This window comes from Saccharothrix stipae, from assembly GCF_054781895.1.
This window is the reverse complement of record NZ_BAAGTN010000005.1, coordinates 448,010-469,028: the sequence shown is the minus strand read 5'-3', so window position 1 is coordinate 469,028 and position 21,019 is coordinate 448,010. Positions and strand designations below refer to the sequence as shown.

Sequence of the window (21,019 nt, the reverse complement as noted above, 5' to 3'; positions counted from 1 at the left end):
AGGAATCGAGTCATGAGCAGGAAACGCGGCATCTTCAGGCGCATGTTCGACCGGATCTTCGGCGTGCCCGACAAGGGCTCGATCGGCACGACCACGCGGCGCATCGTGGAGTACGCGCCGCCGGCCGACGAGGAGCCGATCGTGGTGTCCGCCAAGGCCGGGGTGTACTCGCTGCACCTCATACCGGCGTTCCGCTGGTCCAGCAAGGTGATGGACTACGACCAGCTGGTGAAGTGCGCGGACCGCTACCACGGCGTCGCCCGCACCACGTTGCTCAACCGGGCGTGGACGACCGCGCGGGAGTTCCACGCCGTCGACGTGGCCGAGGCCGAGGCGGCGATCAACCGGGTCCTCGCCGAGGAGCTGTGCTTCGACGACGAGGACGAGGGCCGGCTCGGCTACACGTCCTCGGTCAGGGTGGTGCTCGACCCGGAGCTGCGCGAGCACCTGCTGCCGGTGGAGAAGCGCAGGTTGACGCTCACCTCCGACCACGAGCTGGCGATGCTCCACGCGAGCCTCGTGGAGGAGCGCACGCAGCGCTGGCTGGAGGTCGTCAAGGTGCTGGAGCAGATCGACGTCCTCGGCCCCGACGAGCGACAGCTGCTCGTGCCGTTCGCGGCGAGCCTGGCCGACAAGGATTTCGCCTCGGTCATGCACGGGCTCGGCGCGCACCGCGGTGAACTGGCCCGCGACCTCGCCGCCGTGCTGCGCAACGCCCGCACCGACCACGAGCACGTCGGGCTCTACGAGTTCGCGAACGCCTACGACAAGGCGTTGCAGGCGTTCTGCCGCCGGATGGGCCTGACCCCGTTCGCCTGGGTGCGGGGGAACGACGGTGGTGCCGAGTGAACCGGCTCGTGGCGGCGCTGACCGCCCTGGTCCTGTCGGCCGCCGGCACCGCGTGCGTGCCCGAGCCGCCCCGCCTCGACCGCTGCGAGTGGATGCGGTCGACCGACAGCCCGCGGACCGACAGCGGGCGCACGGTGATCCTGGTGGACGCGACCAACTCGACCCGTGCCGCGGGGCAGCAGGCGGGCGCGCCCGACTTCTCCGGCGTGTTGCGCGAACACGTCGAGCAGGCCGTGGGGCGCAAGGACGTCGTGTCCATCGGCAGCTTCAGCGGTCCGGGCGCGGAACCCGCGTGGACGGCGTCGAACCACACCGCCGACTACTCGATGGCCAACCCGGAGAACGAGAAGGACCGGCGGAAGGCCGCCGTCACCTGCCTGCAGGACGCGGTGGTCGAGGCGGCGCGCGCGACGCCCGCGAAGGCGGGCACCGACGTGCTCGGCGCGCTCCGCGCCGCCGCCGACCGGGTCCGCGACGGCCGGGCGGGCAAGACGGTCGTCGTCGCCTCGGACGGCCTGCCCACCTCCGGGTGCGCCGACCTGACCCACGCGGGCTTCGACACCGACGAGGAGATCGGCAACATCGCGCAGGTCTGCGGGGAACGCGCGGAGGTGCGCCCCGACGACTTCAAGGACGTCCGGGTGGTCATGCGCGGCATCGGGCGGCCGTCGGTGGACCAGCCCGCGCCGTCACCGGCGCAGCTGCGGTGGCTGGAGCAGCTGTGGCGCACGCTGTGCCGGGCCAACGGCGCGACCGACCAGCAGTGCGAGATCACCTCCGGCGGGGTCGCGGGCGGCGAGGGCACGGCGACGACGCCCGCCGCGTCGGACGTGCCGGACCCGCAGGTCACGTACTCGCGCCGGGCCGTCACCTACGAGGTCCCCGCGGCGGTCCTGTTCGACACCAGCTCGGCGGAGCTGCGGCCGGACGCGCGGTCCGCCCTCGCGCGCATCGCCGTCGACATCCGCACCCGCGAGTACCTCGGGATCGAGGTGCGCGGTCACACCGACTCGCGGGCCGACGAGCAGAACAGCAACGCGCTCGGGCAGCGGCGGGCGGACGCCGTGGCGGAACTGCTGTCCCGCGAGGGCTTGTCGGACGTGGTCCCGAAGTCGTTCGGCGAGTCGCAGCTCAAGTGCCCCGACGAGTTCCCGGGCGGCGTCGAGGACCCGGTGGCGCTCCAGTGCAACCGGAGGGTGGAGATAGTGGTGACGCTGGCATGACCGTCAACGGAAGCACCACGTCCAGCTGGCGGCCGGCGGTCCCGTGCCCGCGCGACGACCTCGGCCTCACCCCGGCCGGCCGGTCGCGCACGGCCGAGCAGGTCCGCGAGGCCGAGATCGCGGCCCTGGTCGCCGCCTACAGCGCGGGCAACGCGCAGCTCGTCGCCGGGCACCAGGTGCTGGTGGCCGCGTGCGAGTCGGTGATGGGGACGTACCGCGCCGCCGAGTCGGCCATCGACCGGGTCAGGACGTTCGTCGCGATCGGATCGGCGGCCGAGGCGCGCGGCGCGCACCAGGCGGTCGTCGACCGCCACGCCGACGACGGTCCGGAGGACCGCCGCCGGGTGCTCGCGTGGGCGCGCTGGGCGTTCTGGCCCGTGGTGCTGCTCAGCGGCGTGTTCGAGGGGGTCTACCTGGCGAAGATCTTCCAACAGCTGCTCAACGTGGGACCGGGCTCGTTCCTCTACTGGACGTCCTACGTGCCGGCCGTCGGGCTCACGGTCTGCCTGCTCGTGGTGGGCACGATGCTCGCCCAGGCGGTGTTCCGGCACCGCAGCCGGGTGGAGCGCAGGCTCGAACGGGGTGAACGCGGGCTCCGGGGCGTCCTGCTCCGGCTGCGGAACCGGCACCGCGACCGGGCCGAGCACGCCGAGCGCCGACCCGACGACCTGCCCTGGCCCGTCTGGGCACTGCCGGTGGTGTTCGGCATCGCGGTGTTCGCCATGCTCGGCAGCTGGGCCCAGATCCGGGCGATGCTCGCCTCGGTGGACAACGCCCTGCTCGCGCCGTACGAGCCGTACACGGCCGGGATGCTGGTCCTGCTCGCGGCCGGGGTGGTCGTGGTCAAGTTCCTCGCGCACAACCCGTACGCCGACAGTGCCAAGGCCGCGGCGAAGCAGCTGAAGCGGGCGCGGGCCGCGGCCGAACCGCTGGTCGAGGCGGCCCGCGAGCTGACCACGAAGCACCACCGCAGCTGGCTGGAGCTCCAGGCCCGGCTGGCGGGCGCGGAGGCGGCCGCGAAGCAGTCGGTCGAGAACGCCGTCATCCACCTGCGCGAGGAGCGGTCGCGGACCGGTGCCGCGAGCCCGATCGACCCGCCGGGACAGGCGGTGACCAGCGATGACCCGTCGGTGGTCGTCGCGACCGACACGGGGGTGGCCGACCTGCGGTTGGACTTCACCGTCTTCGTGCACAGCCGCGCCGTGGCCGACCACTACGAGCCCGGCAAGTTGCGGCGAAGGCTGAAGCAGGCCACGGGCGCGCTGCGCGGGCAGTTCGAGCTCGACCGGGTGACCGATCCCGACGACGACGTCGAGGAACCGACCGGATGAGGTGTCGGCGGGCGTCGAAACGGCTCGGCGCCCGCCGACACGTCCGGTCCCGCGAGTCAGAACCCGCCGAAGTCGCCGCCGCCACCGAAGTCGCCGCCGCCGTAGTCACCACCGGCGTCGCCGCCATCGCCACCGTCACCGCCGTCGTCACCGCCGTCGCCGCCGGAGTCCTCGGCCGCCACGGCCGCCGGCACGCCGACCATGCCCGAGAACATCGCGCTGAACAGCAGCATCGAGCCGAAGCCCCACGCGCCGGCCACCATCGCGGGCTTCCACCACGGCTCGGAGTACCAGCCCTGCGGCACCGGACGGCCCGCCACCACACCACCGGGGTAGTAGTGCGGCGTGTGCGAACCCGGCCGCGGCGAGGCGACGTACCGGTGACCCTCCACCGTGACGTCACGCTCCTCCGACACCTTGCCCGCGCGGCCCTGACCGGTGAGGTCGGGCAGCTCGGGGCCGGGGTCCAGGTCCATCGCGACGCGCGCGGCCCGCACGTAGTACAGGCCCTCCATCGCGGTCTGCGAGACCAGGCGGCACTGCTCCGTCGTGCGCGCCTGCTCCATCTGCGACCCGGCGGCGGTGAACCGCTCGGACGCGTCGGCCATCGCCTGCTGCGAGGCGACGTCCGTGCCCGTCAGGTTCATCACCTGACCGCCCAGCCGCTCGACCCAGCGGCGTGCCTCGGCCTGCGCGTCCTCCAACTCCCGGCGGCGCTTCTCGGCGGCGGAGCGTGCGGCGTACCAGACCGCGCCGACCAGGACCAACAGCACGAGCAACACGATCGTGGTGGTCATCGACCCTCCCGGAGCTTGTTGTCCGGAAAACGCCGCGGGCCGGGCGGAGGTTCCCGGAACGGTCAGAAGATCTCCGGGCAGTGGGGGTCGCGGTCGCCCTGGAAGGCGTGTGACAAGGCGTTCAGCGCACCGCCTGTGACCTCACGCACGCGCTGGGCACGTGCCAGGGTCGTCAGCTTCGTCCCGCCCAGGTAGGCCGCGCCCAACGCGTGCACGTCCAGCACCACGTCCGGGTCGTCGTCCACCCGCTGCACGGTCGCCGTGCCGTCCTTCACGGTGAGCCGCCACCGGCCCGCGTTCCACGAGCAGAACTCGTCGACCACGTCCAGCACCACGTCCACGTCGGAGCCGTAGCGGCGCTGCGCGAGCGCCCGGTCGACGTCCACGAGCCGCACCCACAGCGAGTCCGCCCGACCGCGCAACGCCAGCCGTGAGTCCGCCAGCAGGTGGGTGATCGGGTCGTCGGAGGCGGTGAAGAACTGCAGCTCGCCGACCATGTCGACGTCCAGCAGGTACCGGTAGAGCGCCGCGTAGGCCTCGTCGCTGCGTGCGGCGATCTCCCGCACGTGCAGCTCGTTGCGCGGGCCGCGGTCCTGCCAGTCGTACTTGACCCGGTAGACCGCGTACCCCTCCGGGTGCAGCACGTAGCGGTAGGCGCTCAGCCCGTTGCGGTCGCGCTCGGTGTCGGCGAAGTGGTGGTCCCAGGCGGCGTCGTTCCGGCTCAGCCACCCCGTGCGGGTCGGCCGGATCGCCTCGTACACGGCCCGCATGACCGGCATCGCCTCGTCCCGCGACACCTCGCGCACCCGCGCGTCACCGGTCGACACCCCGGACCGGAACGCCGCACCGCGCGGCACCGACAGCCGGGTGAACTCCGCCGCGAGCCCGTAGCCGAACCGCGGGTAGATCGCCGCCTCCGACGCCCACAGCGCGGCGACCGCCTCCCGGCCCTCGTCGTGGATGCTGTCCAGCTGCGCCCTCATCACGCGCGTCAGCACGCCGCGGCGGCGATGGCCCGGTTTGACGCCCACCGACGTGACCGCCGCGAAGGGGAGCGGACCGGCGCCGGGCAGCGTGATCTCCCGGCTCTGGATCCCGCCGCCGCCGACCATCTCGGCACCGTCGAACACCGCGTGGTGGCGTTCGGGCTCGAAGAGGTCACGCCAACGTTCGAGCTGGTCATCGGCCGTGTCGTTGAGGAACGCGAGGTCGACCACGCGCTGGAACTCGGGTAGATCGGCCGCTGTGAGCGTGCGGAGTGTGAGCGCCATTACCCGTTCATACGCCGGTCGTCGGTTCGGCGCGATCGAATTCAGGGGTCGCACCGGGGGCGGCGGTTCCGCGATGCTGCGCCGATGGACGCCCACTCGTTGGCCGGCGCGCTGCGCGTCGAAGCGGCCGCTCTGGCCGTCGCGGCCGACCTCGCGCCGCCCGACCGCGACGTGCCGGGATGTCCCGGGATGACGGTCGCGGACCTGCTGGTGCACGTCGGTTCCATCCACCGCATGGTGACCCGCTGGATCACCCGCGGCGCACGTCCGGCGGCGTGGCGGTGCTCGCCCGGTGACGCCGACCTGGTCGACTGGTACCGGGTCGGGGCGGCGTCGCTGATCGCCGTGCTGGACCCGGCCCGTGCCGCCTCGCCCGCCGCCACGTGGTGCCCGTGGGACCGCACGCTGGGGTTCTGGATCAGGCGGATGGCGCACGAGACGGCCGTGCACCGGGTCGACGCGCAGGCCGCGATCGGCCTGGCGGCCCCGCTGGAGCCCGGACTGGCCGCCGACGGCATCGACGAGGTGCTCCGCCTGTGGCTGGGCTGCCACCAACCACCCGGTGCCCACACGTCCGGCCACCCCGTGACCCTGCGCGTACCCGGCCGCGAGTGGACCGTGGCGCTGCACGAGGGCGTCGTCGACTACTGCCCCGGTGCCGACCCGGCCGCCGTGGTGAGCGGCTCGCCGTCCGCCGTGGACCTGTGGTTATGGGGGCGGGTGGGGGAGGAGCACGTGTCGGTGGAGGGGGATGTCGGGGCCGTGCGCTCGCTTCGTGCCGCCGTAGCCGCCGCAACCGGGTGATCTGCGGTCGTTCGGGAGGCACACTGTGCGCGTGACGAAGCTTCGCCTGGTTCTGAGATGCCTGGTGACGTTCGCCATCGGCTGCCTCATGGTGGTGCTGGCGATCCGTTTCGGCGAGGCCCTGTGGCGCGCGCTCACGTCTTGACGTGGTGCGCCGTGACAAAGCAGAACTCGTTGCCCGCGGGGTCGAGGAGCACCTGGAAACTGCCCTGCTCGTCCGTCTGCACGTCCCCCTGCGTCGTGGCCCCGAGCGCCGTCGCCCGCGCCGTCGCCGCCGCGATGTCGGCCACGTCGATGTCCAGGTGCAGCCGATTCTTCACCGCCTTCACCTCCGCCACCGGCTGAAACGAAATCCGAGGCCACCCAGGCGGCTCCACGTGCGCCCACCCGTGCTCCCGCTCCACCACCATCCCCCCGAGCAACCCCGCCCAGAACCGCACGAGACGTGCGGGTTCAAGACAATCCACCACAATCTGATCCAGTCGCATGGTGTCCATAATGAGCCGCCACTGGACCCGTTCACACTCCGGGCCGGCCTTCACGTGAGCCGCCACCTCGGCCGCCCTTGCATACCCGTAATGAGCGTGGGCCGCCGGAAAACCACCTGGACCTAAGCCCACGCCGTTCTCCGGCGACCCACTCGACCACCTCCGCACTTGCCTGGGGGGACAACAAGGCGGTCACGCCGAGCGTAGAACTCGACAGCGGTCGTTGGAACCCATACGCCCCACCCCATCAGCGTGAACTAATCCGCCACAAATCCCACCGGTACACAAATATCTCCACCCGTCACCGCCCTACCTGCCCAAATCGACCGCATGTCGGTCCCATTACCTGCCCCATGGCCACACAGCGCCTGACCTACATCCCACCCAGATCGACCTTGAGCCAACCGCCGATCATCGCCGCGACGATCACTGCGATGAAGCCCCAAACGATGAGGCGATCACCAGTCGGCAGCTTCGCGATCCCGGCGAGGAGGCTGGTGATCGCCGTTGCCTTCGACGCTGCCTGCGCCTCAAGCTGCTGGGTGGTGGCCGCGCTGGGTGTGGTCTCGGCCGCCTGCCTCACGAGCGTCACCTGCTGTTGACACAGCTCACCGACCTGAGCGAGCTTCTCCTGAGCAGACGCGACGGCCTTGGAAAGCACACCGCTACCGATGCCCATCATGGCAATGCCCGCGCCACCCACCGCGATGCTGAGAATCAACCGTCCGACAAAGCTCCACGTGTCTTGAGTCCACATGTCGCGCCTCCCGTTGTAACCCTCATACCAAGGCATCGACGAGACTTAACCGTGCGCTACCGCATGACTCTTTCTTCACTCGATCGGGTGGTCTTTCATATCCCAGAGCGCCCCTTGGCTAACCTAGAGTCAGCGCCAGCCCTGCTCGCGCTCACGAAACGGCCACGTCCTCCCTATGTGCATCCAACCTGCTGCGTTCGCCGATCCACGGTCACCGCAGCCACCAGCACGCTCAACCTCGGGCGCGCATCGCCACTCTTGCCTGATTGAATCGTCGCAGACCGAACTGACATCAGTACAAATTTCGCCTTGACCACGGATTCGGCGTTCTCATGGCGGACATCCACCTGCACGACCTGCGGCACACCGGCGACGCTCTGGCCGCAGAGACCGAGAACGCTTCACGAACTGGTGGGGAACAGCCCGACCCGTCCGGCCTCCATCGTCCCCAGGCGAGGGAGGAGCGGTGGCGAAGCATCGCGGCGGGGTCGAGGCCCGGTCTGCACCGGGCGGGCACACGAAGGGTACGAACGATCCGCAAAAGAGCAAAAGACCGTCCACATGGGACGGTCCGTGAGGGCTCTACCGGCTTCAAGAGTGGAGAGCGGGTGACGGGAGTCGAACCCGCATGACCAGCTTGGAAGGTCTGGCGGCGATCAAGCCCTTGACCAGCTAACTCTCTGACCAGCACCTTTGCTTGCCATCTGACCGTCCGTGCCCCTGATTGACCGCTGCTGACCCTGAGATGGGGCACGTGAGGGGCACGGGCGGCGATGGCATGTCACAGCCTCAACCGGGCACCACCCTGGCATTCGGCCACAGTGCGGGCCGCCTCAGAGATGGTGCCCATTCGCGTGCCTGTGCTTGGCCCTGGTCGCCGAGCCGCCTACCCGATGGCAAGACGGCGAAGCCGTCGCGGCAGCCGATCGCCGTGCCCAGCTCGATCGAGCCGTGTAACCGCGCGATCGTCCCGACCGTCGAGCCAGCGAACCCGTGGTGATCTGAGCGCTTCCAGATGTAGCCGCGCCGCCGCCGGACCACGTGCACCAACTCCGCGCACGGCCGACGGGCGGAGCGAAGCGGGAGCCCGGCGTGCCGTGATGCGGGGAGTCGGTGCCGACGTGAGCCGGTCTCTGCCGCGCACCGCCACAGGCGGTGCGCCTTGATCCTGTACAGCGCAACTCGGCAGCCTACCTTCTTTTTCTGGGACCTACGACCTTGATGCGAGACGGGGTTCGCAGTATTTTTATAGCTGACGGCGTGCGGGTTGTCAGGTTTTTGATAAGCGGCCAGTGGGCTATTTGGTCCCCGGCAAGCTTTCCTGCCTGAATGCTACTTTTGATTAGATCTAGTGCGTGAGCGTCTTCGCCCTTAAGGAGGAGCTTTGCTATATCAAACGAGAGATCCTCTGGACTCTGCCACGAGTCAATTTCCGTAAATACCTCTTCTCGTGTTTCGGGAAATGCCTCTAGCCTCGCCATCCAGTTGTTGACGCGGAGTTCCTCTACGACGCCTTGTGGATCGTCGTCGGTCCATCCTTGTAGGAAGCTGCTAGAAATGATGGCCGCTGCGGTCCATCGACCGTCATTTAAGGCGTTATAAACGCGAATCGCGACACTTGCCGAAGTGTCGATCTTGAATTGCCTTGCCACTTTATTCGGCCACATTGCAAATATGCCCGCTGCTACACATTCAAGTCGATCGGCTGCGGATAGCAAGTACTCTCTATCGATAATTAGTGGCATACCAAGAGGTGGCGCATCAAGCTCCCTCGGCAGCAGGTGCAGGTACTTTTCGTCCGCCATGGACGCGCGATGTACAACAGAGTTTCGACGCAAAAATATCTCAATAAACGCCGCCCAGTTGTCTGATAGCTCGTCGATTCTAATTCCCGGCCAAGTGTCCAGCTCCTTCCGCCAGTGTTCAGGCGAGCCGCTAATAAAATCTGAAACGGCTTTGTCCGCCAGCTTCCTTTCCAGGTCAGATGTACTTTGGAAGCGGCGTACTTCCTCCAGGGATATCTGCTTCTTCCCTAGATTCATTGCGTTTGGATGGAGTGAAAGTGCAAATCTCAATGTAGATGAAAGGTATTCTTCGAACTGTGCTGTCATTGCCGGAAGCAGCGCCTGACACAAGATCAGATCTGGACTTGGCGTTAGCCTCGCCTGATGCAATTCAAAAAAGTACAGCTTTTGCGTGTGAGAAAGCTCGTCAAGGTCAAGCCCGTTTTTTGTTAGGTGCTCGATTTCTTCCGGGTCGACAAGAAGTCCGATCATTGTGGACACTACATCGGGCGTAGGCGGGTGGTAGGCTTTCGAATTGGTTCTATTTTTACCCTCCTTGAGGCTTTCGTTGAAGCGTACTAACTGCTCGATCTGTGAATCGAGGCTCTCCTGAACCTTGGAGTGAATTTTATCGACAAGTTTCTCTATTTGTCGTCGCTGTGGCGCGTTCAGCATCATTCCAATGTTCTTTGTAGACGAACCTACGTTTGTTTTACGATGCCCAGAAGGCGGCTTGGAGGCGACTTCTCGAACACCGTCGATGTAGTAGTGAAATCTCGCAGAAATGTTGTTTAGCCAGCGTTCGAGGAGATGTTGTTTAGATGGAATGCCTCCTGGCAAGATATCTCGGATAAAAGCTCGATTCAAATCCTTGCTGTCGGCCGCCTCGGGGTTGAAGATGTTGCTGTATGCGTCGTCTTCGGCAGGTATATCTTTCATTATTCACTCCCGCTGTGCTTGCGTCCTACTGTATAATCGCAAGGTCGGCCACGAACGTTTCATCCGTGCTCACCAGGATCTCTGGCGGCAAAGGTGCAGGCAAGGCGCATGATGTAGGAAGGAAGAGGTAAAATGCATACGGCCGCTGCCGTCGAATTTATCTAGGAAGGCACTTGTGGGCATGCGTTATTCATTTAATCTAGCCTGTGAGCTTTTGGCGGTTGAACTTCCGGGTCGCTGGAAGCATGTTAAAGGGGTGTTGCGACGAGTTAAAGAAACCGCTGCTATTCTTTCGAAAGAAGAAGTGGATATCTTGGCTGATGCCGCCGTGCTTCACGATATCGGCTACTCGAGTCGCCTCAAAGATTTGGGCTTCCATCCAATCGATGGTGCGCGCTACCTTGCCGCAATGGGTTTTTCGCGTCGACTTTGCGCTCTCGTGGCCCATCACTCCTACGCCTACCGGGAGGCGAAGCTGAGAGGGTGCTCGGCTGAGCTGGCGCGTTGGGTGGATGAGGGGACACCGCTGCGGGATGCGCTGTGGTGGGCGGACATGACCACAGGGCCGGATGGGGACACGGTCGGGGTTCATGAGCGGATCGCGGAGATTCAGGCGCGGTATGGGCCGGAAGACCTGGTGACGGTTTTCATCCGGCAGGCGGAGCCTGAGTTGGTTGCTGCGGTGGAGCGGACGGAGGCTCGGTTGAGGGGTGCTGGGGTTGAGGTCAGGTGAAGTAGGGCTCGGGGCGGTTGCTGAGGCCGTGGTCGATGCGTAGGCGGATGGATGGGTGGATGTCGAGGTCGGCTAGGCGGTCCGGTTCTATCCAGTGGACTTCCTTGGATTCGCTGCTTGGTCGCAGTTCGCCGCCGAGAGGTTGAGCGCGGAAGCAGATGGAGAACTCCTGGCGAACTTCGCCGTTGCCGTAGGCGATGACGTGGTTGGGGTTGGAGTACAGACCGACCAGAGCGGTGACTTCGACGTGGACGCCGGTCTCTTCCTCAACCTCGCGGACGACGGCTTGGGTGAGGGTTTCGCCGACGTCTTGGCCGCCGCCGGGGATGGCGTACTTGTCGTTGTCGGTGCGCCGGATCATCAGGAGGCGGCCGGTGGGGTCCTGGACGATGGCGCTGACGGCTACCCGGATGCTGTTGGGCTTCGGGGCGTTGGGGTCGTTGAGGTAGTCGGTCCGCGCCATGGTTCGACCTTGTCAGAAGGTTGCGCGCTTCGCTCCGGCCCAGACGGTCTCCAGGCTTTCGGAGTAGGTCTCGAAGAGGTCGCCTGCGGAGAGTCGGCGTAGATGGAGGGCTGGGGCGTGGGCTCCGGGGAAGCCGTAGACGTGGGTGTTGACGATCATCTCGTCGTCGAAGCGGAAGACGGAGTTGTAGAGGGTCGTCTTGTGGAGGCGCACCTCGATGCCGGGGACGTCGACCAGAGGGCGGACGAACGCTAGGGCGTTGCGGATGCGGGCGGCGACAGTGCCTTTGCCTAGCTGCTCTTCCTCGCTGCGGCGGGCGGCTTCGCGGGCGGTGGGGTCGCCGAACAGTAGGCGGATGCGGGTTCCGTTCTCGGCCTTCAGGCGCAGCTCCTTGGCGAAGGTCGGGCGCTCGACCAGGAAGAGGGCGGCCAGAGACAAGACCTCGATGTGCTTGGTGGCGTCGTTGAGGAGTCGGTCCCAGAGGTCCGCGGGGATGTTGTTGCGGTGGGGGTAGACCTTGACCACCTCGGACTCGGCGATCTCGGCCTTGCGGTCCGCGGCTACGGCGTCCGGCCAGAGGTAGTTCTCGGTCTCGCGGACCATCGAGGCGATGGTGTGGCGGTGGCGGGGGTAGGGGACTCGGCCCTTGGTGATCCAGCGTTCGACGGTCTTGGGGTCGACGCCGGTGGCGCGGGCTACGTGGTCGAGGTCCAAGCCGTTGCGGAGCAGGGCTTCTCGTAGGCGTTCGTTGGCCATGTGTACCCCCGTTGTGACGACTTGGGACGTCTTCAAGTTAGCAGGGACGTCCTTAGAAGTCCCGCTATGCGGTGCTTGCGTCCCGCTGATCGGCCGAAAGTGGTTGGTGTCAAGGTGCTGGACCGAGGGTCCAGCCGACGCTGATGACAGGAGATCGGCTGTGGCGATCAGTGGTGGGAGCAGGCTCCCGGCGACGCACGACTTCGTCTTTCCCCGTGGCGCGCTGGTGATGGGTGTCGAGCCGGTGCTCAGGTTCCAGTCGGCCGAGGAGCGGGCGAAGGGGTTGCCGGTCCAGCAGGAGACGGACAAGGAGTCGGGGCTGTTGGTGTGGTCGGTCCTGGTGATCGACCAGGCGGCGGAGCGCAAGACGGACGCCGTGGTGACGGTGAAGATCGCGGCTCCTCACCAGCCGGTTCCGCCGGAGGTGATTCCGGGGACCGATGTTCGGCCGGTGGTGTTCGAAGGGTTGACGGTGACGCCGTGGATCGATGACAAGGCGTGCCGGGGGAGCCACGGGGGTGAGCGGCACCGGTGTCGGGCGAAGCTCGGGTACAGCCTGCGCGCGTCGGGCATGAAGCCGGTGGTCGCCAAGACCGCTGCCAGGGCGGCGTGAGCGGTGGCGGGTGACATGGTGCGGTTGCACGTGACCGATGACCTGCCCATCCGGGCCTACCCGTTGACGTTCGCCGACCGGGTGGAGATCCGGTTCGGCAATGCGTTCCCGGCGGTGTTGGTGGTCGATCGGGAGTCGGTCAACAGGTTGCGGTCGGCGTTGCAGGACGGTGGCGTTGCGCTGGGCATCGTGGGGGATGAGTGGGAGTGAGCCGGTCGGGGGAGTTGTGGTCGGCAGTGCGCTCGGCGACGACGTTCCGGGCTGCCCACGATGCGTTGGCTGAGGTGATGCCCTCACCCGAGGCCACGCGGGCGGAGTGGCGGGATTTCCACTTCCGGGCGGCTGAGGTGTATCGGCGGATCGCTGAGACCGATCGTGGACGGCAGAGGGAATCGCTCCTCCTGGCGGCGCAGCACTGGGAGAAGGGCAAGAAGATCGCTCAGAACCTCGCCAGTGCGGCGGCAGCTCGGAGTAAGAAGCGTCAGGTGAGCGGGCCGAACGTGCCGGAGAGTGCGGCGGCGACCGTGGCTGTCGTCGGATACCTGGGCGACCCCCGGTACAACGTCAGGCTCCGTGACGACGCGTTCACCAAGGCTGTGCGGTTGGCGGGGTTCCACTCGGACTACGCGTTGGCCAAGGCGATGGGGCTCAACCGGTCGACGGTGAAGCGTGCGCGTGACGGCGAGTTGCGGCCCGGTGCGCGGTTCATCAGCGGGGCGTTGAAGGCGCTCGCGCCGTTCGAGTTCGAGGACCTGTTCGAGGTCGAGACGAGCGATTGACCGTGCGGGCGGTCTCGTGCGGCAAGTGATCTGAATTGCTGGTTGGTGGGGTCGCGGGAAACAGGTTCGAGTCTTGGCGGGCTGAAGCTGTTTCCCGGCGACACACCGACCGGAACTTTCGCGTGCTTTCGTTACCACACAAGGGATTCCGGTCATGTCGAGGCTATCGGTACGTGGGGTGCGCGCGTCAAGTCGGCGCGGTGCTCCGACAGTGTGGAAGTTGTCCAACGGTCGCCCCTGCGGGGCGTGCAAGCGGTTCGGTGTCTACGCCCCGAATCAGCTCGTTTGCTGCGGCTGCCTGGGATGGCTACCGCTGATTTTCGCCCCCATGGGGCGTGCGCGATGAACGGCGGACGGTGGGTCGACCCGGCTCCGTTCGAGGGCGTCCGGCCTCGGGTGCCGTGGTGGGTGCTCGTTCCCGGCAAGGCAAAGTGGATCGCGGCACTGGTGGCGCTGGTGTGGCTGATGGTCGTCGGGGCCGTGCGCCTGGTGCTCGTTGTCGTTCGGTACCCGGTGGTCACGTTGGTGCCGTTGTCGGCGGCCTGGTGCTGGTGGCGGTTCGGGCTCTCGGCGTTGGTGCTGGCATTGTTGTCGCTGGTCGCGGCACTGACCATTTGGGCAGGTCTCGATCGTCGGTCGTTCCTGCGCCACGGCTGGTACGGACTGGTGACCGAGTGTCGGCGGGCGACGGTGTACGTGCCTCGGTGGCGGTCGGTGATGCGGCTCGCTGAGCTGGCCAAGCAGGACCGTGGGCGCGAGTACCGGCCGAGCCTTCGGCGGGTGCGGTCCGAGGGATGGCGAGACCGGGTCCGGGTGCGCATGGTCCCGGCACAGTCGCCGGAGGTGTGGGAGCTGCGTCGGGACGGCTTGGCGCACTCGTTCGGCGCTCGCTCGTGCCGGGTGCGGGTGCTGCGGCCGAGGGTGATCGAGCTGGACTTCGTCCACCGTGACCCGCTGCTGCGTCCCCTTCCTGTCCCGGCGTTGACGGATGTGGAGGTGGATCTCAAGCGGGTGGTGGTCGGCCGGACCGAGACGGGCAAGCCGTGGCGGCTGCGGCTGCTCGGGTCCCAAGTGCTCGTCGTCGGCGTGCCCGGTGCGGGCAAGGGCTCGGTGCTGTGGTCGCTGGTGTGGCAGCTCGCCCCGGCGGTCCGGGCGGGCCTGGTGCGGCTCGTGGGGATCGACCCGAAGGGCGGGATGGAACTCGGGCAGTGCCCCGATACCTTCGACCGGGTCGTGTACGACAACGGACCGGAAGCCGTTGCCCTGCTTGAAGAAATCGCCGCAGAGGTCAAGGAACGGGCGACGCGCTACCGGGGTGTTCGGCGGCTGTGGGCGCGGTCGACCGGAGAACCGTTCACGGTCCTGGTGGTCGATGAGCTGGCGGACCTGATCGCCTACCAGCCGGACAAGCAGCTCCGGGAACGAGCGGTGCGGGCTATCCAGACGATCACCTCACAGGGGCGTGCACCCGGCTACGCGGTCGTCGGCCTGGTCCAGGATCCGCGCAAGGAAGTCGTGTCCTTCCGGCACCTGTTCAGCACCCGTGTCGCGCTGCGCATGGACGAGCCGCAACAGGTGGACATGGTCCTTGGTGACGGCGTGCGGCAGCGTGGCGCGGCAGCTAACGAGATCAGCGAGAACACGCCCGGTGTCGCCTGGGTGAAGCAGGACGGGCAACGGGAGCCGGAGCGGGTTCGGGCCTTCCACGTCACCGATGCCGACTTGGTCGAGCTGGCCGTGTTCCTGGCTGACGCGGAGGTGCACGACTTCCGGACTCGGCCGGACGGCTCGGGGGAGGTTGCGGCGTGAGTGAGTACCTGACTCGTGCGGACCGGATGAAGCAGCCGGCGGCGCTGGATGTGGCTCGGGCGGTGGCTGAGGAACACGGCGTGTGTGTCCGGCCGCTGGCTAAGGAGCGGGTTGACCTGGACACCGGGCGGGTGGACATCGTGCCCGTCCCGTGCGGCTCGACGGTCGCCAGCGTGTGCCCGACGTGCGCCGAGAAGAACCGCAGGTTGCGGATGGCGCAGTGCCGCGAGGGATGGCATCTGGCCGAGGAACCCGACTTCACCCCGGACTCGCCGACCGAGGATCAGCGGGAGGTGGCGGCCTTCCGGGCCGATCTGGTCAAGGCGTACCGGGCGGCGGTCGAGGAGGGCGACGAGATCGGGGCGGAGGAGGTTCGGGACGAGGTCGCCGGGGTTGACGCGGAGCTGCGGCAGCTCGGAGTCCGCGGTTCGCTTCCGGCTCTGGAGGCTCGGCCACGGGCGGTGCGGAAGCGGTCGACCAGGCGGCGGCAGGATGCGCCGAACCTGCCTCGGCGGCCGGTCCAGAAGCGGACGGTCGGCCGGGTCTTCGGGGGCAAGTACCAGCCGTCCACGTTCCTCACGCTGACGCTCGACAGCTATGGGAAGGTGCGCAGCGACGGCGCGCCGGTCGATCCGGCCCGGTACGACTACCGGCGTGCGGCTCGGGACGCGGTGCACTTCGCGGCACTGCTGGACCGGTTCGTGCAGAACCTGCGGCGCTGCGTCGGCTGGGACGTGCAGTACTTCTCAACGGTCGAACCTCAGCGGCGACTGGCGCCACACTGGCACGCCGCTATCCGGGGTTCGATCTCGCGCGCGGAGCTGCGAGCGGTCGCTGAGGCCACCTACCACCAGGTGTGGTGGCCCAACCACGACGAGATCAAGTACGGCGGTGACAACCGGCCGGTGTGGGACGCGCGGGCGAAGGGGTTCGTTGATCCGGCTACCCGCGAACCTCTGCCGACCTGGGCGGAAGCCCTCGACCAGGTGGAGCGTCCGGCACATGTGGCGCGGTTCGGGGTGCAGGTGCACTCCAAGGGCATCCTCGGCGGCACGGAGGAGGCCGGACGTCACATTGGCTACCTGACGAAGTACCTGACCAAGAGCATCGGTGAGTGCTTCGACGCTCGGACCAGCCGCCAGGAGGACCACGCCGAACGGCTGTGCACGGAGCTGGCCGTGACGCCCTGCTCGCCGCAGTGCCCGGTGTGGCTGCTCTACGGCGTCCAACCCAAGGGCGCTCGCCTGTCGATGGAACCGGGCAAGTGCAAGGGCAAGGCGCACAAGCGCTCAACGCTCGGCGTCGCCGGTCGGCGGGTGCTGGTGTCGCGGAAGTGGTCGGGCAAGTCGCTCGCCGACCACAAGCACGACCGCAAGGAATTCGTTCGGCAACTGCTCGCCGACGTGGGGATCACCGGGGACGACCAGCCGAAACGGGTCGTCTGGAACAACGTGCAGCCCGGTGACCCGAACGTGCCCCCAAGACCACACCTGCTGCTGCGGGCGGTCGCGGAGCGGCGTCGATGGAAGGCCGAGTACACGGCGGCGTTGCTCGCCTCGGCCGGTCCGCCAAACCGTTCGGCAACGTCTCAAGCTGCGTAAATGGGGGAGAAGAGATGAAGGAGCACTTCACGGTTCAGGAAGCGGCGGACTACATGAACACGACCGTCCGCTTCGTCCGGCGGCTCATCGCTGAGCGTCGGATCGCGTTCCACCACCTCGGGCGGCACGTCCGGCTGAAGCGGGCCGATGTGGACGAGTTCATCAACGCCGGTCGGGTCGAGCCGGTCTGGAGGGCTGCCTGATGGCGAACAAGAAGAACCACCGCCAGTTCGGCCACGTTCGTAAGCTGCCGTCCGGTCGGCACCAGGCGAGCTACCTCGGGCCTGACGGCCTTCGTCGAAACGCGCCGGAGACATTCCCGACCAAGACCGATGCCAACGCCTGGCTGTCCACGGTCGAAGCCGATCTGCTCCGCGGTGAGTGGGTTGACCCGCTGCTCGGCAAGGTCGCGCTCAAGGAGTACGGGGAGCGGTGGATCAAGGAACGGCAGCTCGGCGTCCGTACTCGTGAGGAGTACGAGCGGCAGTTCCGGCTGCACGTCGTGCCGTTCCTAGGGGAGAAGCTGCTCAACTCCATCACCACGGAGACCGTGCGCACCTGGCGACGGCACCTGCTCGACAACGGCCGTTCGGACACCACGACCGCCAAGGCGTACCGGCTACTACGGGCGGTCATGAACACCGCCCTGGACGACAACCGGATCAAGCGGAACCCGTGCCGCGTCAAGGGAGCAGACCAGGAGAAGGCTCCCGAACGGCCGGTGGCGTCCGTGGACCAGGTCTTCACCCTGTCCGAGACCGTGCCGCCACGCTTCCGGGTGCTGATCCTGGCCGCTGCCTTCACCGGCCTGCGGTGGGGTGAGTTGATCGCCCTCCGAAGGTGTGACGTCGACCTGGACGCGCCATCGGTCCGGGTTCCTCGGAGGTTGGCTCAGCTCAACTCGGGGCAGCTCGTGGAAGGCCCACCGAAGTCAGCGGCGGGCTTCCGAACGGTCGCCATGCCGGAGATCCTCGTGGACGACTTCCGGCGTCACCTGATGGCGTTCGTCAAGGCCGGTCCGGAGGAGTTGATCTTCACCGGAGCGAAGGGCGCGGCGCTCAAGCGGGGCAACTGGCACCGGTCCGTGAAGTGGATCAAGACCGTGGCCGAGGTCGGACTCCCGAAGGGCTTCCACTTCCACGACCTGCGCCACACGGGCAACAACCTGGCGGCGGCAGCCGGTGCCAGCACGCGGGAACTGATGCACCGCATGGGGCACGGGAGCATGCGGGCGGCGCTGATCTACCAGCACGCGACCCGCGAGCGTGATCGTGAGATCGCCGACAAGCTCAGTGAGCGGGTCAGGAAGAGCCAATCGCACGCTAATCGCACGACCTGATCTAGAGACACGACAGCGGTGCTACCCGGAGATGGGTGGCACCGCTGTTGACCTGCAAGGGGAAGTCGAGAGCGGGTGACGGGAATCGAACCCGCATGACCAGCTTGGAAGGCTGGGGCTCTACCATTGAGCTACACCCGCACCGCGCCTACCGGGGTGGGCGCGTTGGTAGCTTAGCTGGTCGCGATAGGCTTGGGTGGACCGGGGCGTGGCGCAGTTTGGTAGCGCACCCGCTTTGGGAGCGGGGGGTCGCAGGTTCAAATCCTGTCGCCCCGACGGTCGCCCTGGCCAGCCTGGTGGTTGGTCAGGGCCCTTCCGATCCCGGACCAGGGGCGCCCGAGCAGGAGCCCGGTTGCGGGGTCGAGGCGGAAGAGCCCGATGTGGTCGAGGGCGAACCGAAGGCGGTCAGCCGCCCAGTTCGTTGACGGCGGTCGAGACCGCGGCCGCCTGGCGTTCAAGCTCCTGGTCCGGCGAGTTCTCGTCCACGCCTCGCGCCAGGAGTTCGGCTCTGGAGAGCAACAGCATCGCACCGCGGAAGTGGTCCGCGTCCAGGTCGTCCACCTGGACGACCTCCAGCCTGCCCTCGATCAGGACCAGGTTCGGGTCCGGCAGGTCGGAGGTCAGCAACGCGCGCAGATCACGCGCCTTCACGGTCATGGCTTCGGCCTACCCGGCACTCGTCCCGCGAAACGCGGGCCGTTCTTGAGCACACCCGCGCCCGGGCGCTCAAGAACGGCTCCCCAGTGTCATGCCGGAGTCGCCACCTGCTCGCTGACCACCTGCGCCGCCGCCGACACGAGTGCCGTCACCGACGGGTTGATGGAGTTGTCCTGGCGCCACGCGAACTGGGTGTACACCCGGAACGGCGGGACCCAGGGCAGCCGGCACAACCTGCCGTCGGCGAGCTCCGCCGCGACCGTCACCTCGGGGACAAGCGAGATCCCCAGACCCGAGGCGACCGCCCGCTTGGCGGCGTCGATCGAGTCGAGCGCCAGCACCGGCGACTTCGACTCGGCTTCCTGCAAACCCAACGCCTGCTCGAACTGCTCGTAGTAGCTGGCGCCGTTCTCGGCCCGGATGAGCGTGCTGCCGCGCAGCTCGTCCTCGGTGATCACCGAACGCCTGGTCAGGGCGTGGGTCGGACCGGCGACCATGACCAGCGGCTCCGGGCAGAGCACCGTCGTCTCCAACCCCTCGCGGGGCTCCACGGAGCCGATGAAGAAGGTGCAGTCCAACCGCCCCTCACGCACCGAAGTCAGGTTCGCCTGGGTGTTGCGCGAGTGGAGGGAGATCTGGACGCTCGGGTACCGCCAGCACATGTACTCGATCAGTGGTAGCAGACGGTAGTCGGTCAGACTCTGTGCGCTGCCGATGACCAGCTTGCCGTGCGGCTCGCCGTTCATCGTGATGGCTTTCCTGGCCTTGTCGGTCAGGGTGATGATGTTCCGCGCGAACGGCAATAGCTCGACACCGGCAGAGGTCATCTGGATGCCGCGCGGAAGTCGACGGAACAGCGGCACGCCGAGGGTCTCTTCGAGTGCCTTGATCCGAGTGGTTATAGTGGGTTGCGAGCAATTCAGCGTGGCGGCTGCCTTGGTGAAACTGCCCGTTTGAACCACAGTTGTGAACGCCAAAAGCTGACGCGTCTCCATGGAGCTCCCCAACGGTGCGTGTAAGTGGTCCACGATGTGGCCGGCGCCGGACGGCATCGTGATCTCTTCTGCGTGGCGGCAGTTGACCTGGCTGCGCTTCTACGTGCGCGTGGCCTGAAGTCGATCAACATCGCCGCGCTACCGCGAGGGGTGGTACGCGGTGGCCGGACGGCACCGCGGGGGCCGGTCGGACCCCGAAGTGACAGCCGGCGCCCAGGGGTAGGCCTGGGTTAGTGTTCGGCAGCGGCGGAATGGATCTCATCGGGTCATCGGCACCTTGTCTGGTAGGTGGTTAAAGAGCTCGATGACATTGTCTCGCTCGTTCCTGTCGGTCCCGGTTGCCGGTTGCGTCCGCTGCTGACCCCCCAGAACGTCCGGCAACGTGAATTATTGCTGGTCCAGCACGTGGATCCCGGCGTCACGCTACCTGAAACCCACACTAATGGACTACGGCGGTTGGAGTCATCTCGACAAGTGAAAGTTTTCCGTCGAGCACTACTCCAAACGGCCTCAATTCACTCTTTCTGACGAACCTGCCCTCCTCGGTGGTTGCCGACTGTTAGTCGTCCCTACGACATACGTGTTACACGACTCCGTGGGCGCCTCGCTCGGTGATGACGCTCCACGGCATGCTCACGGCTCCCAGTGCCACTCGAATGGCCTAACGGATCGCCCTGTCGATCGACCGTTGAGCGGCATAGGTACGGCTGAATCGCCCCTGGCGAGACCGCGAAATTGCGGTCACGGCCGCCGGTGGCGGCACCCGCGGGTCGACGGCGGGGGAAGGAGGGAGCGGCGGCGGGGGCAGTGGGTCGGTAGCCGAGTTAAGAATCACTGTTGTGTTTTCGGCCGCCGCCGCGGGCCGCCGCCGGAAGGACGCACGAGACCGCCCGCAGGACCGCACGGGAGGGCAGCACGAACGGGCGGAATTCCACCGGCCTTGAGAATTCCCGCCCGCGCCCCGCAATGTGATTCCCGATCACGCGGTATTGCCGCGACAATGTCCGCGCACGACCCGCGCCACCGTCGTC

At 67.2% G+C, this 21,019-nt stretch carries 21 protein-coding genes and 2 tRNA genes; 13 read left to right on the top strand and 10 right to left on the bottom strand.

Going from position 1 to position 21,019, the window contains the following annotated elements; all coding sequences use genetic code 11:
• Positions 1-12 precede the first annotated feature (12 nt).
• Genes ACYVLT_RS11115 through ACYVLT_RS11105 form a run of 3 tightly spaced genes read left to right on the top strand, consistent with a single transcriptional unit; the run spans position 13 to position 3,403 of the window.
• The gene (locus ACYVLT_RS11115) at positions 13-849 is read left to right on the top strand and encodes a hypothetical protein (protein ID WP_461120033.1); all 837 of its coding nucleotides are present in this window, start codon (positions 13-15) and stop codon (positions 847-849) included.
• Positions 846-2,072, top strand: coding sequence for an OmpA family protein (locus ACYVLT_RS11110; protein WP_461120032.1), 1,227 nt, complete (start codon positions 846-848; stop codon positions 2,070-2,072). The genes ACYVLT_RS11115 and ACYVLT_RS11110 overlap by 4 nt, the downstream gene beginning before the upstream one ends.
• A complete protein-coding gene (locus ACYVLT_RS11105) occupies positions 2,069-3,403 on the top strand; it encodes a hypothetical protein (RefSeq protein WP_461120031.1) in 1,335 nt (444 codons plus the stop codon). The genes ACYVLT_RS11110 and ACYVLT_RS11105 overlap by 4 nt, the downstream gene beginning before the upstream one ends.
• Before the next feature lie 56 nt (positions 3,404-3,459).
• Here the strand turns inward: ACYVLT_RS11105 and ACYVLT_RS11100 are convergent, their stop codons facing one another.
• Together ACYVLT_RS11100 and ACYVLT_RS11095 are read right to left on the bottom strand one after the other, a co-directional pair.
• Positions 3,460-4,200, bottom strand: coding sequence for a hypothetical protein (locus ACYVLT_RS11100; protein ID WP_461120030.1), 741 nt, complete (start codon positions 4,198-4,200; stop codon positions 3,460-3,462).
• Positions 4,201-4,262: 62 nt separating this feature from the next.
• Entirely contained in the window at positions 4,263-5,471 is a 1,209-nt protein-coding gene (locus ACYVLT_RS11095) for a GNAT family N-acetyltransferase (RefSeq protein WP_461120029.1), read from the bottom strand.
• Positions 5,472-5,555: 84 nt separating this feature from the next.
• On the opposite strand from ACYVLT_RS11095, the gene ACYVLT_RS11090 reads away from it, so the two are divergent.
• Positions 5,556-6,275 (top strand): maleylpyruvate isomerase family mycothiol-dependent enzyme, encoded by a 720-nt coding sequence (locus ACYVLT_RS11090; RefSeq protein WP_461120028.1) that lies wholly within the window; start codon positions 5,556-5,558, stop codon positions 6,273-6,275.
• A 134-nt stretch (positions 6,276-6,409) separates the two neighbouring features.
• Here the strand turns inward: ACYVLT_RS11090 and ACYVLT_RS11085 are convergent, their stop codons facing one another.
• From ACYVLT_RS11085 to ACYVLT_RS11075, 3 genes are all read right to left on the bottom strand, one after another.
• Positions 6,410-6,763: a VOC family protein gene (locus ACYVLT_RS11085; RefSeq protein ID WP_461120168.1), complete on the bottom strand. Its 354-nt coding sequence runs from the start codon at positions 6,761-6,763 to the stop codon at positions 6,410-6,412.
• A 373-nt stretch (positions 6,764-7,136) separates the two neighbouring features.
• Positions 7,137-7,520 (bottom strand): hypothetical protein, encoded by a 384-nt coding sequence (locus tag ACYVLT_RS11080; RefSeq protein ID WP_461120027.1) that lies wholly within the window; start codon positions 7,518-7,520, stop codon positions 7,137-7,139.
• Positions 7,521-8,710: 1,190 nt separating this feature from the next.
• Positions 8,711-10,243 (bottom strand): hypothetical protein, encoded by a 1,533-nt coding sequence (locus ACYVLT_RS11075; RefSeq protein WP_461120026.1) that lies wholly within the window; start codon positions 10,241-10,243, stop codon positions 8,711-8,713.
• Between the two features lie 181 nt (positions 10,244-10,424).
• On the opposite strand from ACYVLT_RS11075, the gene ACYVLT_RS11070 reads away from it, so the two are divergent.
• On the top strand, positions 10,425-10,976 hold the full coding sequence (locus ACYVLT_RS11070) for an HD domain-containing protein (RefSeq protein ID WP_461120167.1): 552 nt from the start codon (positions 10,425-10,427) through the stop codon (positions 10,974-10,976).
• On the opposite strand, the gene ACYVLT_RS11065 is transcribed toward ACYVLT_RS11070, so the two are convergent.
• Positions 10,969-11,439 (bottom strand): NUDIX hydrolase, encoded by a 471-nt coding sequence (locus tag ACYVLT_RS11065; RefSeq protein WP_461120025.1) that lies wholly within the window; start codon positions 11,437-11,439, stop codon positions 10,969-10,971. The genes ACYVLT_RS11070 and ACYVLT_RS11065 overlap by 8 nt on opposite strands.
• Before the next feature lie 12 nt (positions 11,440-11,451).
• Positions 11,452-12,195, bottom strand: coding sequence for a DUF5919 domain-containing protein (locus ACYVLT_RS11060; protein WP_461120024.1), 744 nt, complete (start codon positions 12,193-12,195; stop codon positions 11,452-11,454).
• 160 nt (positions 12,196-12,355) lie between these two features.
• On the opposite strand from ACYVLT_RS11060, the gene ACYVLT_RS11055 reads away from it, so the two are divergent.
• From ACYVLT_RS11055 to ACYVLT_RS11025, 7 genes are all read left to right on the top strand, one after another.
• Complete coding sequence (locus ACYVLT_RS11055) at positions 12,356-12,808, top strand: hypothetical protein (RefSeq protein ID WP_461120023.1); 453 nt, start codon at positions 12,356-12,358, stop codon at positions 12,806-12,808.
• Positions 12,809-12,838: 30 nt separating this feature from the next.
• Positions 12,839-13,018: a hypothetical protein gene (locus tag ACYVLT_RS11050; protein WP_461120022.1), complete on the top strand. Its 180-nt coding sequence runs from the start codon at positions 12,839-12,841 to the stop codon at positions 13,016-13,018.
• Positions 13,009-13,587, top strand: coding sequence for an AMED_5909 family protein (locus ACYVLT_RS11045; protein ID WP_461120021.1), 579 nt, complete (start codon positions 13,009-13,011; stop codon positions 13,585-13,587). The genes ACYVLT_RS11050 and ACYVLT_RS11045 overlap by 10 nt, the downstream gene beginning before the upstream one ends.
• Positions 13,588-13,929: 342 nt before the next feature.
• Positions 13,930-15,396 (top strand): FtsK/SpoIIIE domain-containing protein, encoded by a 1,467-nt coding sequence (locus tag ACYVLT_RS11040; protein ID WP_461120020.1) that lies wholly within the window; start codon positions 13,930-13,932, stop codon positions 15,394-15,396.
• A 26-nt stretch (positions 15,397-15,422) separates the two neighbouring features.
• On the top strand, positions 15,423-16,997 hold the full coding sequence (locus tag ACYVLT_RS11035; RefSeq protein WP_461120166.1) for a replication initiator: 1,575 nt from the start codon (positions 15,423-15,425) through the stop codon (positions 16,995-16,997).
• A 14-nt stretch (positions 16,998-17,011) separates the two neighbouring features.
• The gene (locus ACYVLT_RS11030) at positions 17,012-17,200 is read left to right on the top strand and encodes a helix-turn-helix domain-containing protein (protein WP_106615129.1); all 189 of its coding nucleotides are present in this window, start codon (positions 17,012-17,014) and stop codon (positions 17,198-17,200) included.
• A complete protein-coding gene (locus ACYVLT_RS11025) occupies positions 17,200-18,336 on the top strand; it encodes a tyrosine-type recombinase/integrase (RefSeq protein WP_461120019.1) in 1,137 nt (378 codons plus the stop codon). The genes ACYVLT_RS11030 and ACYVLT_RS11025 overlap by 1 nt, the downstream gene beginning before the upstream one ends.
• A 70-nt stretch (positions 18,337-18,406) precedes the next feature.
• Here ACYVLT_RS11025 and ACYVLT_RS11020 read toward each other — a convergent pair.
• Positions 18,407-18,477: transfer RNA gene (locus ACYVLT_RS11020), tRNA-Gly, on the bottom strand.
• Positions 18,478-18,538: 61 nt separating this feature from the next.
• Between ACYVLT_RS11020 and ACYVLT_RS11015 the strand changes: the two genes are divergently transcribed.
• Positions 18,539-18,612, top strand: a tRNA-Pro gene (locus tag ACYVLT_RS11015).
• A 129-nt stretch (positions 18,613-18,741) separates the two neighbouring features.
• On the opposite strand, the gene ACYVLT_RS11010 is transcribed toward ACYVLT_RS11015, so the two are convergent.
• Both ACYVLT_RS11010 and ACYVLT_RS11005 read right to left on the bottom strand, forming a co-directional pair.
• A complete protein-coding gene (locus ACYVLT_RS11010) occupies positions 18,742-18,993 on the bottom strand; it encodes a hypothetical protein (RefSeq protein WP_461120018.1) in 252 nt (83 codons plus the stop codon).
• Between the two features lie 89 nt (positions 18,994-19,082).
• Entirely contained in the window at positions 19,083-19,988 is a 906-nt protein-coding gene (locus ACYVLT_RS11005) for a LysR family transcriptional regulator (RefSeq protein WP_360452890.1), read from the bottom strand.
• Between the last annotated feature and the right edge of the window lie 1,031 nt (positions 19,989-21,019).